Here is a 16,407-nt window from a genome sequence, read left to right as displayed (position 1 = left end):
ACGACATGACCACGCATCGCACCGACCCCGCCATCGACGGGCCCGGCTTCGCCACGCTGTCGGTGGCGAGCATCCTGGCCGAATCGGCGGTGCGCCACGCCGACCGCACCGCGCTCCACTTCGCGGGCACGCGGACCACGTACCGCGAGTTGTGGGATCAGACCCGCGCGTACGCCGGCGCGCTGCGCGCACGGGGCATCGGCCGCGGTGACCGCGTCGCGCTCCTCGCGCCGAACGTGCCCGACTTCGCGCGGGTGTACTACGCGGCACTTTCGCTCGGCGCGATCGTCGTGCCGGTGCACCTGCTGTTCAAGTCCGATGAGATCGCCTACGTGCTGCGCGACGCCGGCGCCGACCTGCTGGTCGCGGCCGCGCCGCTCCTGGGCGAGGCGGCGCCCGCGGCGGCGTCCGCCGGAGTTCCGCTTCTGACCGTTCTCCTCCCCGCCGGCGCGGGCGTCAATCTCCCCCGCCTCGAGGACGAAGCCGCCGCCGCCGAGCCGATCGCGCGTCATGAGTCGGTGCGAGCATCGGATGCCGCCACCATCCTCTACACGAGCGGCACCACCGGCACGCCCAAGGGCGCCGTCGGCTCGCACCTCTCGATCGTCGAGCAGGTGCACACCACCCTCATCGACGCGTTCGACCTGCGCGCCGACGACGTCGTCTTCGGCGGGCTGCCGCTCTTCCACACGTTCGGGCAGACCGCTGTGATGAACATCGCGCTGCGGGTGGGGGCATCCGTCATCCTCCTCCCGCGGTTCGACGCCGATGAGGCCCTCGCGCTCACCACCGAACTCGGGGCGACGGTGTTCACCGCGGTGCCGACGATGTACGTCGGGATGCTCGAGGCCGCGCGCCGCTCCCCCGCCAGGCCGCCGCTGCGGTACGCCGTCTCGGGCGGGGCGGCGCTGCCGGTCGCGGTGCTGGAGGCGTTCCGCGATGCGTTCGGCGCCGACGTGCACGAGGGGTACGGCCTCACCGAGACCGCGCCGACCGTGTCGTCGAACCCGCTGCGCGAGGCGATCCGGCCGGGCACAGTCGGTCGCGCGCTGTGGGGTGTCGACGTCGCGATCGCCGACCCCGAGATCGAGGACGCCGTCGTGCTCCTGGACGCGGCCGACGCGCTCGGCGAGGTCGTCGTGCGCGGCCACAACCTCTTCAAGGGCTACCTCGGGAGGACGGATGCCTCTGCCGCCGCGGTCGTCGACGGCTGGTTCCGCACCGGAGACCTCGGCACGTACACCGACGGCGTGCTCACGATCGTGGACCGCAAGAAGGACATGATCGTCCGCTCGGGGTACAACGTGTACCCGACGGAGGTGGAGGCCGTGCTCGCACGCCACCCCGGCATCGCGGTGGCCGCGGTGTTCGGCGTCGCCGACGACGTGCGCGGCCAGGAGGTGCACGCCGCGGTCGTCGCCCACGACGGGGTCGACCTCGAGCCCGCCGACGTGGTGGCGTTCGCGCGCGACCGCATCGCCGCGTACAAGTACCCGCGCGTCGTGCACGTCGTGCCGGCGCTGCCGCTGGGTGCGAGCGGCAAGGTGCTCAAGCGCGAGCTCGTCGCCCAGTTCTCCCCCGTGCCCTGACCTCGGCGGTTCGGCGGAGGGGGTTCGGCGAACCACCCTGGTCGCCGCGCACCGGGCCGGCGCCGCCCAGGCCGGCGCCGACCATGCCGGCGTGTCTCACAAACCGCGGGCCGCGGCATCCGTCACCCACCGATCGCGCGACACGCACCCGAACGCGGCACAGAACCCGCGCGGTCGGGACCCTCGACCCGGCGAGTTGTGAGACCGCCCCGCAGCGGCCGCAAGCGCACCAGGCAGCGACCGCATGGACGCACACCCGGACGCGCGACACCCGGGTCGCAGCGCCCAGGCCGGCCGCGCGCAGGCCGGCGTGTCTCACAAACCGCGGGCCGCGGCATCCGTCACCCACCGATCGCGCGACACGCACCCGAACGCGGCACAGAACCCGCGCGGTCGGGACCCTCGACCCCGCGAGTTGTGAGACCACCCCCGCAGCGGCCGCAAGCGCACCAGAAGGCGACCGGATGGACGCACACCCGGACGCGCGACACCCTGGTCGCCGCGCACCGGGCCGGCCGCGCCCAGGCCGGCGTGTCTCACAAACCGCGGGCCGCGGCATCCGTCACCCACCGATCGCGCGACACGCACCCGAACGCGGCACAGAACCCGCGCGGTCGGGACCCTCGACCCCGCGAGTTGTGAGACCACCCCCGCAGCGGCCGCAAGCGCACCAGAAGGCGACCGGAGGCCGCACTCCGACCCGCCGACCCGCCGACCCGCCGACCCGGCTGCCCGGCTGCGGCGTCAACGCCGAAGGCCCGGACCCACTCGGGGTCCGGGCCTTGGGCGGGGGGCCGTCAGGAGCCGGGGACTCCCTCGCCGGACAGGGCGACGGGTGCCGGGTCGACCGCAGTCACGGTGCCGCCGTCGACGGCATAGGTCGCGCCGACGTAGTCCTGCACGCCCTGGTCGACGGCGGTGATGCCGACACCGAGGTACGCGGCGTGGCTGTCCTCGCCGAACGAGAGCGGGACGATGCCGTTGCCCGCGAGGTCGCCGGACTGCACCGCGTCGATGAGGGACTGGCGCGTCGGGTTCTCACCCGCGGCCTCCAGCGCCTCGGCGAAGAGGTACGCCACGCTCATGCCGTAGATGGTGTTGCCGTCGAACACCGCGCCGTCGTTGTACTCGTCGTTGATCTGGCGGAAGAGCGCCACCCACTCCGAGTCGCCGCCCGAGGCCGGCAGGTAGTTGGTGCCGATGAGGCCCTGCAGCAGCTTCGGCCCGACGTCCTCGCCGAGGTAGCCGACGAGCGTCTCGTAGTTGGCGCCCGACGACGACGAGAACCACATCGGGAACCAGCCCAGCTGCGCCGCCGTGCCGACGGCCAGGGCGGTGAACCCGTTGATCGTGCCGAGGATGTTGATCTCACAGCCGGCCGCCTTCATCGCACCGATCTGCGCCGAGACGTCCTGGTTCGACACCGAGTACCGCTCGACGGCGGCGAGGCCGTCGGCGCCGAGGGCGAGCTCGGCGCCCTCGATCATCTCGTCGCCGAAGTCGTCGTCCTGGCCGAGCAGGCACACGACCTTGCCGGGGTGCTCGTCGGCGGCGTACTGCGCGAGCGCTGCCCCCTCGACGACGTAGTCCGCATTGAACCCGAACGTGAAGGGGTAGGTCGACGGCTGATTCCAGCTCGTGGATCCCGACGCGACGAACAGGTCGGGCACCTCGTTCTGGTTCAGGTAGTCGAGCACGGCGGTGTGCGTCGGCGTGCCGAGGCCGTTGACGATCGCGAAGACCTCGTCCTCCTGCACGAGCTCGCGCACGACCGTCTGGGTGGTGGCGGGGTTGTAGCCGTCGTCCTTGACGAGGTACTCGATCGACCTGCCGTGCACGCCGCCGTTGTCGTTGAGGTACTCGAAGTACGCCGTCGCGGCGGCCGAGATCGACGAGTACCCGGCAGCGGCCGGGCCGGTCAGGGGCGTGTGCGTGCCGATCGTCACGGTGTCGTCGCTGACCCCGGGGACGGCCTCGTCGGTGCCGCCGGGAGCGGCGGGCGTGCTGCAGCCGGCGAGCGCGACGAGGACGGCGGATGCGCCGGCCACCGCCGCGACGCGGCGTGCGAGGGAGTGCTGTGACATGGTCACCTCTTTCTGTGTGGATGGTGCGGAGGAGGAAGGATTCACGGATGCCGCGCCCCGGCGCCCGTCGCCGCGGTCGGCGCCTCGTCGCGTGCGGGGTCTGCCCCGGCATCGACGGCGGCCGCGGCATCCGTCGGCGAAGCGTCGGGAAGTCGCGAAGCGGAAACGGGACGACGGCGGCGGAGGCTCGCCAGGCCACCGGGCCAGACGAGCATCACGACGATGAGCAGCACGCCGAAGACGAGGATCGACAGGTTGCCCGACAGCCGCTGGGCGAGCTCTGCGGGAACGGGGAGCGCGGCCGTCATGGTGGAGAGCAGCCACGGCAGCAGCACGATGAGCGCCGATCCGATGGCCGCACCCCCGAGGGAGCCGAGGCCGCCGAGCACGATCGCCACGATGAGCAACAGCGAGAACGCCAGGGTGTAGGCGCCGGGGCTGACGGACTGGGTCGCGAAGCACAGCACTGCGCCCCCGGCGCCGGCGGCGATCGCGCTGACGGTGAACGCGGTCACCTTCACCCGTCCCGCGCGGACGCCGCTCAGGCGCGCGGCGGTCTCGTCGTCGCGCACGGCGCGCATCTGCAGGCCGAGCCGGCCCCGCGCGTGGGCCGCGAGGGCTGTCACGACGACGCCGGCGACCATCAGCGCGACCCACGCCTGCCACTGCTCGACCGCGATGAGCCGCTCGAGCACCGGCGGCACGCCGTCATAGGCGATCTGCACGCCTTGGTCGCCGCGCAGCACCCCCGAGAACACCGCCGCGACAGCGGGCACGGCGATCACGAGGGTGAGCGTGACGCCCGCGAGGTACGGGCCGCGCAGCCGCGCAGCGGCGAGACCCAGCAGCCATCCGAGAGCCCCCGACACGATCACCGCGGCAGCCATGCCGGCCAGGAATCGCGGGATGCCGGTGACCCCGGTATCCGTCATCGCATTCGCCGTGAGCGCATACCCGTACCCGCCGGCTGCCATGAGGGCGGCGTGGCCGAGCGAGAGCTGCCCGCTCTGCCCGATGAGAAGGGTGAGCCCCGCGGTCGCGCAGAAGTACGCCGCGATCGTCGCGAGCTGGAAGTTGCGGTACGGGTCGAGCAGGAACGTGCCGCCGATCGCGAGCACCGTGAGCGCCGCGCCGAAGACGATGGTGCGCGGGATGCCGCGCAACGACGGAAGAAGCCGGGTCATGCGCTCCTCGCCTCCCGCAGTGAGAAGATGCCGCCGGGTCGCACGAGCAGCACAGCGACCAGCAGCACCAGGACGCCGATCGGCGCGACGGTGGCGCCGAGGTAGCCGGTGACGAGCGTCATCGCGACGCCGACGACCAGTCCGCCGAGCAGGGCTCCGACGGGTGAGTCGAGTCCGCCCACCACGGCCACGGCGAATGCGTAGACGAAGAGCATGTCGGTCGCGTGGGGGTTGAGGCCCAGCTCCGTGGGCACCAGCAGCATGGCGGCGAGCGCGGCGACCGCGGCCGACAGCATCCACCCGATCGTCACCATCCGGCTCACGCGCACGCCCAGCACGCGGGAGACCTCCGGCGCGAAGGCGGAGGCACGCAGCTGCAGACCGAGCGACGTGCGGGTGAACAGGAGAGCGAGGAGGGCCATCACCGCGAGTGCGACCACCAGCACGAACAGGTCGTACGGCGAGAGCAGCGGAACGCCCCCGACGGTGATCGGGCTGTCGTCGAACGGCGCGCGCATCGGCAGATACTGCGCGCCGAACAGGATGCCGAGAAGCGACTGCAGCACCATCACCAGCCCGATCGCCACGATCACCCCCGACAGCGGGCTCGAGTGCGGGGCGAAGCGCATGAGGCCGCGCTCCACGCCGAGTCCGATCGCCGCGCCCGAGATGAGGCCGGCGGCGAGCCCCGCCCAGTACGAGCCGGTCAGGCCGGTCACGGCGAAGGCCGCGTACGTCGCGACGAGGGCCATCGCGCCCTGGGCGAAGTTCACGATGCGCGCGGCGCGCCAGATCAGCACGAGCGACAGGGCGAACAGCGCGAAGATCGCGCCGCGCGCGAGGCCGGTGGCCAGGAGGAAGAGCAGTCGGTCCATCAGAATCCCAGGTAGGCGTGGCGGAGGGTCTCGTCGGCGGCGAGCGCGGTGGCCGGGGCATCGGCCACGACGCGGCCGAGGTCGAGCACGACGCCGCGGTCGGCGATCGACAGTGCGCTCGTGACGTTCTGCTCGGCGAGCAGGACCGTCAGGCCACGGCTGGCGGCGGCATCGCGGAGCGTGCCCATCAGCTGCGCGACCACGAGCGGCGCGAGCCCGAGCGACGGCTCGTCGAGCGCGAGCAGCACCGGTTCGGCGATGAGGGCGCGACCGAGTGCGAGCATCTGCCGCTCACCGCCCGACAGCTGGTGCCCGGCGCTCGTGCGGCGGCGCGCGAGGGGCTCGAAGAGGTCGTAGACCGCGGCGACCGCACGCTCGCGCGCCCTGCCCCGGTGTCGCCAGAGGGCGCCGAGACGAAGGTTCTCGTCGACGGTGAGCTCGGCGACGACGCTCTGACCGTCGGGCACGAGGGCGAGGCCGCGGCGGGCTCGATCCTCGGTGCGCAGGGCCGCCACGTCGTCGCCGTCGAGCGTGATGGTGCCGGATGCCGCAGGCACGAGGCCCGCCAGCGTGCGCAGGAGCGTCGTCTTGCCGGCGCCGTTCGCTCCGAGCAGGGCCACGACCTCGCCGGGCGCGAGCGCGAAGGCGACGTCGTGCAGCACCGGCGCTCCGCCGTAGCCGACGGTGAGTCCGCGGATCTCGAGCGCGCCCCGCGGGCCGGAGGACTGCGCCCGGGGCTGCGGCGTGGCCTGCGACCGGGGCTGCGGCGTGGCCTGCGACCGGGGCCGAGGCTGGGGCTCGGTCGGAGCCGGGGCTGCGGCGCTCATGCTGTCGCCTTCACGCCGAGATAGGCCTCTTCGACGCGTGGGTCGGTGCGCACCTCGTCGGGGGTGCCGCGGGCGATCACGCGGCCGAAGTCGAGCACGGCGATGCGGTCGGCGAGGCCCATGACGAAGTCCACGTGGTGCTCGACGAGGAGCACGGCGCAGCCGGCCGCGGCGACCTCGCGCACGGTGTCGCCGAGCGCGGCGATGTCGTCGGAGCCGAGGCCGCCGGCGGGTTCGTCGAGCAGCAGCAGCCGCGGCTCGGTGACGAGGGCGCGTGCCAGCGCCACGCGCTTGCGGTCGGGGTACGAGAGCGCTGCCACCGGACGGTCGGCGAGCTCCTCGAGTTCGAGCGAACGCAGCCGGGCGGCGACGCGGTCCTCGGCGTCGCGGCGCGCAGCGACCGGGACCCGCACGTTCTCGCGCACCGTGAGCCCGGTGAACAGGCCGAGCCCCTGCAGCGTGCGCGAAACGCCGCGGGCCGTGAGGTCGGCGGTGCGGCGCGGGGCGGGGGCGCCGTCGATCCGCACCTGCCCCCGCCGGCGGACGAGTCCGCACGCGGCGTTGAACACCGTGGTCTTTCCGGCGCCGTTCGGTCCGATGAGGGCGACCACCTCTCCAGGACGCACGTCGAACGAGACGGCGTCCACGGCGGTGAGACCGCCGAACGAGACAGCGAGGTCGACGACCTCGAGACGCGGGACGACGCCGGCGGCGGGGTCGACCGGGATGGGGTCGGAATGGGGGTTCATCGGCACCTCTTCGTGTCGGGTGCGCCCACTGTATCGCAGAAACCGACCGGGCGGTATGTAGTTGTTGCACGATCGTGACGAGCGCGTCCATCCGTCCGGTCCGGGCACCCCCGCCTCGTGTCGCCGGCGCGCCTCGCGCGTCCCAGCGACGCTGCGGCGCGGCATCCGCTGGCACTCTCGCCGCCATTCGTCAAGCCCCCGGCCGACCCAGCGCGGGCGACATAGCGTCCCCGTCATGACAGATCGCGACCAGCACAACACCCAGGGCGTGCCAGACGAGAACGCCGACGCCGACACGGCTTCGGGCGGTGCGCCCGAGCCGCCGGACACCACCGACGACAACGACATGCCCGTCGACAACCCCTCAGGAGGCTGATCATGCCGAAGACCCGCATCTGGACCGCTCTTGTCGGAGTGGCGTCCGTCGCCGTCGCCTACGTGATCGGCGCGAAGGCCGGTACGAGTCGATTCCGCGAGCTCACCGGAATCGCCAAGGACGTCTGGAACGACCCGGGCGTGGCGAAGGTGCGTGACCGCGCCTTCCGCAGGATCGAGTCCAAGGCGACCCGGGTCGCCCAGAAGGCCTGACCCGAGGGGCCGACCCGGGGGGCTGACCCGGGGGCGCAACAGCCCTCACGTCCGAAAACCTGGTCCGCGACGTCGACGCGCCGATTCGGGGCATCCGTCCCCGGCGTGTCGCGTTGCCGGCCAGGTTTTCGGTCTTTCGGCACGTCGGCTGGACCAGAGCGCAGGGCGCCGGCGGGCGGCACCGGCCGAGAGGGCAGGTCAGACGCCGGCGAGCAGCTCTCCGAGCACGCGACGGGCGAACTCCGCCTGGCCGGGTGGCTTGTTCGTCAGCATGATGAGCGCCTTCCACAGCGCCCAGCCCCGGCCTCGGGCCCACGTCGCCTCATCGACGGCGAGGGTCTCGCGGAAGGCGTCGCGGGCCGCGCCCTCGAACATCGTCCAGAGCGGCACGGTGTCGCAGGCCGGATCCCCCACGGCGGCGCAGCCGAAGTCGACGACGGCGGCGAGGGCGCCGTCGCGGATCAGCAGGTTGGCGGCTGCGACATCGCCGTGGAACCAGACCGGCTCCGCAGCGGACGGCGCGGCCAGCGCGTCGCGCCAGATGCCCTCGGCGATGTCTCGGTCGCGGCCCTGCACGCGCTGCAGCAGGTCGCGCATCTCGTCGTCCCAGTGTGCGACGGGCCCGCCGCGGAACGCGCTGTGCAGCCCGGGAGCCGGCCCGCCGGCGGGGTCGGCCGCGCGCAGCGCGACGAGGAAGCCGGCGAGGTCCTCGGCGAGTCGCGCGTGGTCGTCGATCGCGGCGACCGCGGCGTTGCGGCCGGGGAGCCAGCCGTACACCGACCACGGCGCGGCGAAGAGCGCCGACGGCCGACCCGCACCCCGTACGGTCGGCACCGGAAGCGGCAGGTGAGGCGCGAGGCGGGGCAGCCAGGACTGCTCCTTCGCGACCTGCGGCACATACCCGGGCGCGCTGGGCAGCCGCACCGACAGCTCGTCGCCGAGCCGGAAGCTGCGGTGGTCGTTGCCGCCCGGCAGCACCGGTCGCACGTCGAGCTCCGCCCATTGCGGGAACTGCTCGCCCACGAGCTCACGCACCAGCCGTTCGTCGATGCGCGACGCGTCGATCGGGCCGGAGGTCATCGGCTCACGCTACCCCGCCCCCAGAGGGCGGGGTCTACTTGTGCGGGATGCCGGCGATCATGCCGCCGTCGACCACGAACTCCGCGCCGCTCGTGAACGACGACGCGTCCGAGGCGAGGAACACGATGGTGCCGGCGAGATCCGCGGGCTCGCCCGGCCGTCCGAGCGGGATGTCGAGGTGCGCCGGGTCTATGCGGGTCGTCATCTGGGTGCGGATGAACCCCGGATGCACGGAGTTCACCCGGATGCCGGACTGACCGAGTTCCACGGCGAGCGACTGCGAGAGGCCGCGCACGCCGAACTTGGCCGCGGTGTAGCCGTGGAGGCCGGGGCTGCCGCGCATGCCCTCGACCGACGAGATGTTGATGATCGAGCCGCGGCCCTGCGCCTTCATGACGGGAACGGCGGCCCGGCACCCGAAGAAGACGCCGGTCAGGTTCACCGCGATGACGGCGTTCCACTTCTCGGTGGTCAGGTGCTCGATCGGCGCCGCGTTCGCGATGCCCGCATTGTTCACGAGGACGTCGAGCGCGCCGAAGGCGCCGACGGATGCCTGCACCGCCGCATCCCACTCCCCCTCATCCGTCACATCGAGGTGCACGAAGCGTGCGCCGTCGCCGAGATCGGCCGCGAGGGCGGCGCCTTCGCCGTCCAGGATGTCGCCGATCACGACGCGCGCTCCGGCGCCGTGGAGCGCACGCACGTAGGCCTCGCCGATGCCGCGCGCACCGCCGGTGACGAGGCACACCCGCCCGTCGAGATCGAACCGGGTCACGGCGACACCTCGATCACGACGCGGCCCACGGTCGAACCCGAGGCGAGCGCGGTGAGCGCCTCCGGCGCGCGCTCGAAGGGCACGACGTGGTCGACGACCGGCCGGATCGAGCCGGCGTCGGCGAGCCGGGTGAGCTCCGCACGAGCTTGTTCGACGAGGTCGGGCCGCACGCCCGGGTACATGCCCCAGTGGAGACCGAGCACCGAGTAGTTCTTGACCAGCACGTGTCCTGCGGGCACGCTCGGAATCGTTCCGCCGGCGAACCCGACGACCACCAGGCGCCCCTCGAACGCAATGCACTTGGTCGATGCCTCGAAGGCGTCGCCGCCGACCGGGTCGAACACCACGTCGCCGCCGCGGCCGCCCGTGGCGGCCTTCACGCCCGCGACGAGATCGTCCGCTCCTCGCACCAGCACCAGCTCGGCGCCCGCCTCGCGGGCGACCGCCGCCTTGGCCTCCGAGCCGACCACGCCGATGACGCGCGCACCGGCGGCCAGGCCGAGCTGCACCGCGGCGAGGCCGACGCCCCCGGCGGCGGCGTGCACGAGCAGCCACTCCCCGGGCTGCAGTGCGGCCCGCCGGTGGAGCCCGAACCACGCCGTCTGGTACGCGACAGTGAGCCCCGCCGCCTCGGCGTCGCTGAGCGACGCGGGCGCCGCCCACACGTCGGATGCCGGGAGCACCGCGTACTCCGACAGCACCCCGATCTTCGACCCGGCGACGCGCGCGCCGACCGCGATGCCGGCGACCCCGGCGGCATCGGCCCCATCGCCGCCGACGGCGACGACCGTGCCGACGAGCTCGATCCCCGGCGTGAACGGCAGTTCGGGTCTCACCTGGTACTGGCCGCGGCACAGCAGCACGTCGGGGAAGTTCGCCGCCACGGCCCCGACCTTCACCAGCACCTCCCCCGAACCGGGGGCGGGCACGGGCACGGCGTCGAGCGACAGGGCGTCGGCGGGTTCGCCGAGCCGCGTCACCCGCCACGCGCGCATCGCATCGGGCAGGGCGTCGGTCACGGCGGCGTCGGCGTCGACGGTCGCGTCAGGTTGCGGCATCCGTTCTCCTCAGACTGGTCAGGAACAGGTCGGTCAGCTGCTCGGCCACGAGCGTCTTGTCTTCGGGGCCCTCGGGCGAATACCAGTGCGACAGGTAGTGCACGTCGCTGAAGAAGTGGGCCACGAGCATCGCCAGCGGGATGTCGTCGCGGTAGACGCCCTCGGCCTGCCCACGCGAGATCAGCTCGGCGAACTCGTCGTGATACGCGCGCCGGCGGCGCGTGACCTCCTGCTGCCGCGGCGCCGAGAGCATGTTGAGGCTGCGGAAGAAGACCGCACCCTCCTCCATCGAGTCGATCGACGTCTCGAGCACGTCGATGCACACCGCGCGCAGCACCTCGTCGGTCGTGCCGCCGCGCGCGATGATCTCGTCGAGGTGCGCCTTCTGCAGCGTCAGCAGGCGCTCGTAGATGCCGAAGAGCAGGTCGTCCTTCGATTCGAAGTAGTGGTACATCGCGCCTTTGGTGACGCCGGCGGCCTCGACGATCTGCTGCACGCTCGTGTTCGCGTACCCCTGACGGGCGAAGAGCTCGACGGCGGCACGCGTGACGTCGTCGGCGACGTGGGAATCCTTCATGCCTTCATCCTTCACCCGAACCGGCCGCGACCACTGTCACTCGAGGGCTCTGTCATGTGAGGGGACGGATGCCGGCGCCGCCGTCGATCGGGAGGGTCTGGCCGGTGATCCATGCGGCGTCGTCCGAGAGCAGGAAGGCGACCGGGCCGGCGACGTCGGCCACCTCGCCGAGCCGCGCGAGGGGATATGCCGCGGTTGCCTCGGCCTCATGCCCTTCGTACAGCGCCCGTGCGAACGCGGTCTTGACGACCGCGGGGGCGACGGCGTTGAACCGGATGCCCGGGGCCAGCTCGAACGCGAGCTGCGCGGTGAGGTTGATCAGCGCGGCCTTGGAGATGCCGTAGAACCCGATGCCGGGGCTCGCGCCGAGGCCGGCGACGGAGGCGATGTTGACCACCGAGCGCGACAGCCCCGCGGCGAGCGCGGCGCGGGTCCAGTCAAGCGTCGAGACGACGTTGACTTCGAGGATCTTGCGCGCCGCCTCCGCGTCGATGTCCACCAGCGGCCCGTACACGGGGTTGATGCCGGTGTTGTTGACCAGATGGTCGAGCCGTCCGTGGCGCTCGGCCAGGTGCGCGAAGACGGCGGCGCGATGGTCGGGGTCGTCGGCTCGCCCGGCGACGGCCGAGGCGGCCGCGCCGAGGTCCGCCACCGCGGCGTCGAGCGAGTCCTGCTTGCGCCCGGTGATCACGACCGATCCGCCCTCGTCGACGATGCGCCGCGCGATGGCGAAGCCGATGCCGCGGCTCGCGCCCGTCACCAGCGTGACGGTGCCGTCGAAGCGGCGGTCGTGGTCGTGGGTCATGGCGCCTCCTTGCGACATACCGGCTGGTCGGTTTTCACACCGTACCACTCCGGACGACCGCCCGCGCCACCAGCGTGAGCCGCCGAGCCCCTGGGCCTAGGCCGCGGGCACGCGCTGGGCGACCACGGGATGAGGCGACCACGCGTACACGTGCGCCGCGGCGAGCGCCAGGAACACCCAGCCCGAGAGCACCGCGATCCACAGCAGAAGCACGCCCAGCGGTATCATCGCGAATGCCGCTCCCCCGAAGAACCCGACCAGGACCAGCACGCCGAGCGCGATGGCGACCGCGGACCGCCGCCGCTCGCCGATACTCCGGCACCATCCTGCGTACGCGAACGCGGCGGCCGCGAGCGCCACGAAACCGACCGCGCCGAACACGAGGTGGAGGATGCCACTGATCGTCGCGACGCCACCCTCCGAACCAGGCGGGAAGCCGGCGACCGGATCCGGCGGGAAGACGGCGCTGAGGACCAGGCAGAGCCCGTAGGCATCGAGCAGCACGGCGATCGCGAGCCCGCGCCCGTTGCGGATCGCGCGCTGGAAGCCGAGCGCGGCCGCGAGCACCATGAGGGCGGTGAGGATGAGGTTGAGGCGCTGGAGCCACCCCCACTCGCCCAGCATCAGGAGCGACAGCGCATGCTCGGAGAGAAGGAATCCGGGACGCGTCAGCGCGAGCGCGAGCCCGACGACGACATAGAAGGGACCCGCGACGACGCCCCATCCGAGGAGACTGCGGGTGACGGCGGCACGGCGGTCGAATCCGGTCGCAGTTGTGGACATGTCTTCCTCCTGTTGCACTGACGAGTGCAGTACTGCACGCACGAGTACAGTAGAAGCGAACTGCCGCCGACGCAAGACCCCGGAGGTGCCATGACCGCGGAGGACCCGCGGATCACGCGATCCCGCTCACTGATCCTCGACGCCGCGAGCGAGGTGTTCCTGATGCACGGCTACGACGCGGCCGGCGTCGACGCGGTCGCAGACCGCGCCGGCGTCGCCAAGCGCACCGTCTACAACATCTACGGCGACAAGGAGAGCCTGTTCCGCGCCACGCTCGCACGCTCGATAGAGACCGCCGAGCGGTTCGCCGCGATCCTCGCGGAGTCCACGGCGCAGCTCGACGACGTCGACCGCGACATTCCGGCACTGAGCGTCCGCCTGGCCGAGGACGTGCTCCTCGGCCCCGTGCTTCCGCTGCGGCGGCTGCTCGTCAGCGAGGCTGCGCGATTCCCCGACCTCGTGGCGGAGTACCGGCGCCGCGCACCGGATATGGTCCTGCGGGCGCTCTCCGAGGCGTTCGCCGGCCTGAGCGCGCGCGGCGTCCTCGCCGTCGACGACGCCGTCGTGGCCGCCGAGCACTTCGCCTTCCTGGCGATGGGGGCAGAACTCGACCGGGGCATGTTCGCGACCACCGCGCCGTCGGCACGCGAGGTCCGTGTCCGCGCCCGCGCCGGCGCCCGGGTGTTCCTCGCGGCCTACCGCGCGGCAGAGACGGACGGCGCGGATGACTGACGGGCGCGCGTGACCCCAAGGTGACACTGAGTACTATGGATGATGGAATCCAGTTCCACGAACGGATGCCGCACCACCCGTCACCACCCCGCCAGGAGTCCGATCGTGACCGACTTCCAGCCTCGTCCCGGCCAGAGCGTCGAGGGCTACGACGTGACCGCGCGCCGCGGCACCGACTACTACGCGGTGTTCGCCGACATCCCCGCCGCCGACCGCGAGATGTGGGAGCGGGCGCAGGCGTACATCGACGAGGTGGGCACTCGCATGCAGGACGCCTGGGACACCGGCGCATACCCGCTCGACATCGCGATGCGCGCGGGCGAGCTCGACATGTTCAACGACGGCATCGTCCACCCCTCGCTCACGCGCGTCTCACCGCTCGCTGCGGGCCTGGTCAACATGGAGATCTCCCGCGGCGACGGGTCCCTGGGCACGGTGCTCGCGGTACAGGGCGGTCTCGCGCTGCGGACGCTCGCCCTCTTCGGCAGCGAGGCGCAGCAGGAGCGCTGGCTCGTGCCGGTCGCGCGCGGCGAGGTCGCGGCATCCTTCGCTCTCACCGAACCCGACCACGGATCCGACTCGGTCTCGCTCGAGACCGTGGCCCGCTGGGACGCTTCGACAGGCTCAGCGACCGGCGCCGGCGAGTGGGTGATCGACGGCGCCAAGAAGTGGATCGGCAACGGCGCGTCGGGCGGCATCACGTTCGTGTGGGCGCGCGTGGACTCCCCCGGCGACGAGCACCACGGCGCCGTGCGCTGCTTCCTCGTCGAGCAGGAGGCGCCCGGCTACGTCGGCACCGTCATCGAGGGCAAGGCGTCGCTGCGCGGGATCCACCAGGCCCACATCGTGCTCGACGGCGTGCGGGTGCCGGCCGACGCCGTGCTCCCGGGCACGAAGAGCTTCAAGGACGCCTCGACCGTGCTGTACTCGACGCGGTCCGGTGTCGCCTGGTCGGCGCTGGGCCACGCCACCGCCTGCTACGAGGCGGCGCTCGCGTACTCGCAGCAGCGGATCCAGTTCGGCAAGCCGCTCGCGAAGTTCCAGATGGTGCAGGAGCGGCTGGCGAACATGCTCGAGGAGCTCACCGCGATGCAGCTCTACTGCCGCTGGATGGCCGACCTCGAGGAGCGCGGCGAACTGCGCCCGACGCAGGCCTCGCTCGCGAAGTACCACAACACCCGCGCCGCACGCCGCATCGCGTCGACGGCGCGCGACATGCTCGGCGGCAACGGCATCCTGCTGGAGTACGGCGTCATGCAGCACATGGCCGACATCGAGGCGATCCACACCTACGAGGGCACCGAGAGTGTGCAGGCCCTCCTGATCGGCCGCGACATCACCGGGATGAGCGCCTTCGCCTAGTCGGCATCGGTCACGGACGCAACCCGCACCGCGGGACGCTCCGCGCCCAATACGCTCGGCGCATGGGACTGTTCCGGAACGACCCGCAGCGCGTCGTCCTCGACTCGCACGACGTCGAGCCGAAGGCGACGCAGCCGCCGTGGAGCCTGTGGGCCGACGGCTTCGGCAAGCTCGGCATCCGGGCGATCCAGATCATCGTGGTGGTGGCGGTCGTCGGCGGCATCATCTTCGCGCTGCAGTTCCTCACCCTCGTCACGATTCCGCTCACGATCGCGCTCATCCTCGCATGCGCGTTCGCGCCCGTGATGGGATGGATGCGACGGCGCGGCGTGCCGGCCGTGCTCGCGACCGTCCTCACGCTCCTGGCGATCACGCTCATCCTCACCGGGATCGGCTGGCTCATCGTGTGGGCGGTGCGCGACCAGTGGGATGAGCTGTACGACCAGGCGGTCGACGGCATCCAGGACGTCATCGCCTGGGTGCAGACCCTCCCCTTCGCGCCCACGCAGGAGCAGCTCGACGGATGGCTCGAGGGTGTCCTGGACTTCATCACGAGCGCGCAGTTCGGCTCTGGTGCTCTGGCGGGCGTCAGCGCGATCACCAACTTCGTGACCGGCTTCGTGCTGATGGTCACGATCCTGTTCTTCTTCCTGAAGGACGGCCCGCAGATGTGGGAGTTCGTGCTGCGGCCGTTCCGGGGAAGCAACTACATGCGCGCGCGGCGCATCGGCGACAAGACGGTGGGCGTGCTCGGCTCGTACGTCCGCGGCACGGCGACCGTGGCCCTCGTCGACGCGGTCGGCATCCTCATCGGTCTGCTGATCCTCCAGGTGCCGCTGGCGATCCCCCTCTCGGTGCTGGTGTTCCTGCTCGCCTTCATCCCGATCGTCGGCGCGACGCTGGCCGGCATCATCGCCGCGCTGGTCGCACTCGTGGCCAACGGCTGGGTGAACGCCCTGCTCGTCGTCGGCGTCGTGGTGCTCGTGAACCAGCTCGAGGGCAACTTCCTGCAGCCGGTGCTCATGGGCCGGTCGATGAAGCTCCACGCGTTCGTCATCCTCGTCGCCCTGACCGTGGGCACGGTGCTCGGCGGCATCGTCGGCGCCGTCCTGGCGGTGCCGATCGCGGCTGCCGCGTGGGGCGCCGTGCAGGTGTGGGACGGCGTGGACCTCCCCGCGCGGTGGGCGCGCCCGAAACGGCCGGTCGCGGGCTGACGGGCGCGGGGTCGCGGGGCGCCCGGCGCACCCGAACCTGCCGCGGACCGATCGGCGCCCTAGCCCCGGCTTCGCGTCGCTAAGGTAGCCGCCCCCACCAAGACAGGGCATCCGTCCGATGGGGA

At 72.3% G+C, this 16,407-nt stretch carries 17 protein-coding genes; 6 read left to right on the top strand and 11 right to left on the bottom strand.

Annotation, left to right across the window (positions count from 1 at the left end):
- Window positions 1-5: 5 nt before the first annotated feature.
- Complete coding sequence (locus tag IM767_RS17315) at window positions 6-1,589, top strand: AMP-binding protein (RefSeq protein ID WP_109211013.1); 1,584 nt, start codon at window positions 6-8, stop codon at window positions 1,587-1,589.
- 797 nt (window positions 1,590-2,386) lie between these two features.
- On the opposite strand, the gene IM767_RS17310 is transcribed toward IM767_RS17315, so the two are convergent.
- The 5 genes from IM767_RS17310 to IM767_RS17290 are packed head-to-tail and all read right to left on the bottom strand — an operon-like array spanning window position 2,387 to window position 7,308.
- Window positions 2,387-3,673 (bottom strand): ABC transporter substrate-binding protein, encoded by a 1,287-nt coding sequence (locus IM767_RS17310; protein WP_109211014.1) that lies wholly within the window; start codon window positions 3,671-3,673, stop codon window positions 2,387-2,389.
- Between the two features lie 41 nt (window positions 3,674-3,714).
- Complete coding sequence (locus tag IM767_RS17305; RefSeq protein ID WP_109211015.1) at window positions 3,715-4,857, bottom strand: branched-chain amino acid ABC transporter permease; 1,143 nt, start codon at window positions 4,855-4,857, stop codon at window positions 3,715-3,717.
- Window positions 4,854-5,732, bottom strand: coding sequence for a branched-chain amino acid ABC transporter permease (locus IM767_RS17300; RefSeq protein WP_109211016.1), 879 nt, complete (start codon window positions 5,730-5,732; stop codon window positions 4,854-4,856). Before IM767_RS17300 ends, IM767_RS17305 begins: the two co-directional genes overlap by 4 nt.
- Window positions 5,732-6,559, bottom strand: coding sequence for an ABC transporter ATP-binding protein (locus IM767_RS17295; protein WP_239453379.1), 828 nt, complete (start codon window positions 6,557-6,559; stop codon window positions 5,732-5,734). The genes IM767_RS17300 and IM767_RS17295 overlap by 1 nt, the downstream gene beginning before the upstream one ends.
- Complete coding sequence (locus tag IM767_RS17290; protein WP_109211017.1) at window positions 6,556-7,308, bottom strand: ABC transporter ATP-binding protein; 753 nt, start codon at window positions 7,306-7,308, stop codon at window positions 6,556-6,558. The genes IM767_RS17295 and IM767_RS17290 overlap by 4 nt, the downstream gene beginning before the upstream one ends.
- A gap of 235 nt (window positions 7,309-7,543) precedes the next feature.
- On the opposite strand from IM767_RS17290, the gene IM767_RS17285 reads away from it, so the two are divergent.
- Entirely contained in the window at window positions 7,544-7,684 is a 141-nt protein-coding gene (locus tag IM767_RS17285; RefSeq protein WP_194398921.1) for a hypothetical protein, read from the top strand.
- Between the two features lie 2 nt (window positions 7,685-7,686).
- Window positions 7,687-7,896 (top strand): hypothetical protein, encoded by a 210-nt coding sequence (locus tag IM767_RS17280; protein WP_109211018.1) that lies wholly within the window; start codon window positions 7,687-7,689, stop codon window positions 7,894-7,896.
- A 198-nt stretch (window positions 7,897-8,094) separates the two neighbouring features.
- Here the strand turns inward: IM767_RS17280 and IM767_RS17275 are convergent, their stop codons facing one another.
- The 6 genes from IM767_RS17275 to IM767_RS17250 all read right to left on the bottom strand — a co-directional run bounded on the left by IM767_RS17275 (window position 8,095) and on the right by IM767_RS17250 (window position 12,974).
- Window positions 8,095-8,976 carry an aminoglycoside phosphotransferase family protein gene (locus tag IM767_RS17275; protein ID WP_109211019.1) on the bottom strand — a complete coding sequence of 294 codons (882 nt, stop codon included), beginning with the start codon at window positions 8,974-8,976 and terminating at the stop codon, window positions 8,095-8,097.
- Between the two features lie 34 nt (window positions 8,977-9,010).
- Entirely contained in the window at window positions 9,011-9,751 is a 741-nt protein-coding gene (locus tag IM767_RS17270) for a glucose 1-dehydrogenase (RefSeq protein ID WP_109211020.1), read from the bottom strand.
- Window positions 9,748-10,809 (bottom strand): NADPH:quinone oxidoreductase family protein, encoded by a 1,062-nt coding sequence (locus IM767_RS17265; RefSeq protein WP_109211021.1) that lies wholly within the window; start codon window positions 10,807-10,809, stop codon window positions 9,748-9,750. The genes IM767_RS17270 and IM767_RS17265 overlap by 4 nt, the downstream gene beginning before the upstream one ends.
- Complete coding sequence (locus IM767_RS17260; protein WP_109211022.1) at window positions 10,796-11,386, bottom strand: TetR/AcrR family transcriptional regulator; 591 nt, start codon at window positions 11,384-11,386, stop codon at window positions 10,796-10,798. Before IM767_RS17260 ends, IM767_RS17265 begins: the two co-directional genes overlap by 14 nt.
- Window positions 11,387-11,438: 52 nt before the next feature.
- Window positions 11,439-12,191 (bottom strand): SDR family oxidoreductase, encoded by a 753-nt coding sequence (locus IM767_RS17255; protein ID WP_109211023.1) that lies wholly within the window; start codon window positions 12,189-12,191, stop codon window positions 11,439-11,441.
- Between the two features lie 96 nt (window positions 12,192-12,287).
- On the bottom strand, window positions 12,288-12,974 hold the full coding sequence (locus IM767_RS17250) for a DUF998 domain-containing protein (RefSeq protein ID WP_109211024.1): 687 nt from the start codon (window positions 12,972-12,974) through the stop codon (window positions 12,288-12,290).
- 90 nt (window positions 12,975-13,064) lie between these two features.
- On the opposite strand from IM767_RS17250, the gene IM767_RS17245 reads away from it, so the two are divergent.
- The 3 genes from IM767_RS17245 (at window position 13,065) to IM767_RS17235 (ending at window position 16,282) form a co-directional block, all read left to right on the top strand.
- Complete coding sequence (locus IM767_RS17245) at window positions 13,065-13,706, top strand: TetR/AcrR family transcriptional regulator (protein ID WP_109211025.1); 642 nt, start codon at window positions 13,065-13,067, stop codon at window positions 13,704-13,706.
- Between the two features lie 105 nt (window positions 13,707-13,811).
- Window positions 13,812-15,068, top strand: a complete 1,257-nt coding sequence (locus IM767_RS17240) for an acyl-CoA dehydrogenase family protein (protein ID WP_239453381.1) — start codon at window positions 13,812-13,814, stop codon at window positions 15,066-15,068.
- A 62-nt stretch (window positions 15,069-15,130) separates the two neighbouring features.
- Window positions 15,131-16,282: an AI-2E family transporter gene (locus IM767_RS17235; protein WP_109211027.1), complete on the top strand. Its 1,152-nt coding sequence runs from the start codon at window positions 15,131-15,133 to the stop codon at window positions 16,280-16,282.
- The last annotated feature ends 125 nt before the right edge of the window (window positions 16,283-16,407 follow it).

The sequence above is a fragment of the Microbacterium ureisolvens genome, from assembly GCF_015278315.1.
In the GTDB taxonomy this organism is placed as follows: domain Bacteria; phylum Actinomycetota; class Actinomycetes; order Actinomycetales; family Microbacteriaceae; genus Microbacterium; species Microbacterium ureisolvens.
The sequence above is the reverse complement of the archived record's forward strand: the minus strand, read 5'-3'. Positions and strand labels throughout refer to the sequence as shown.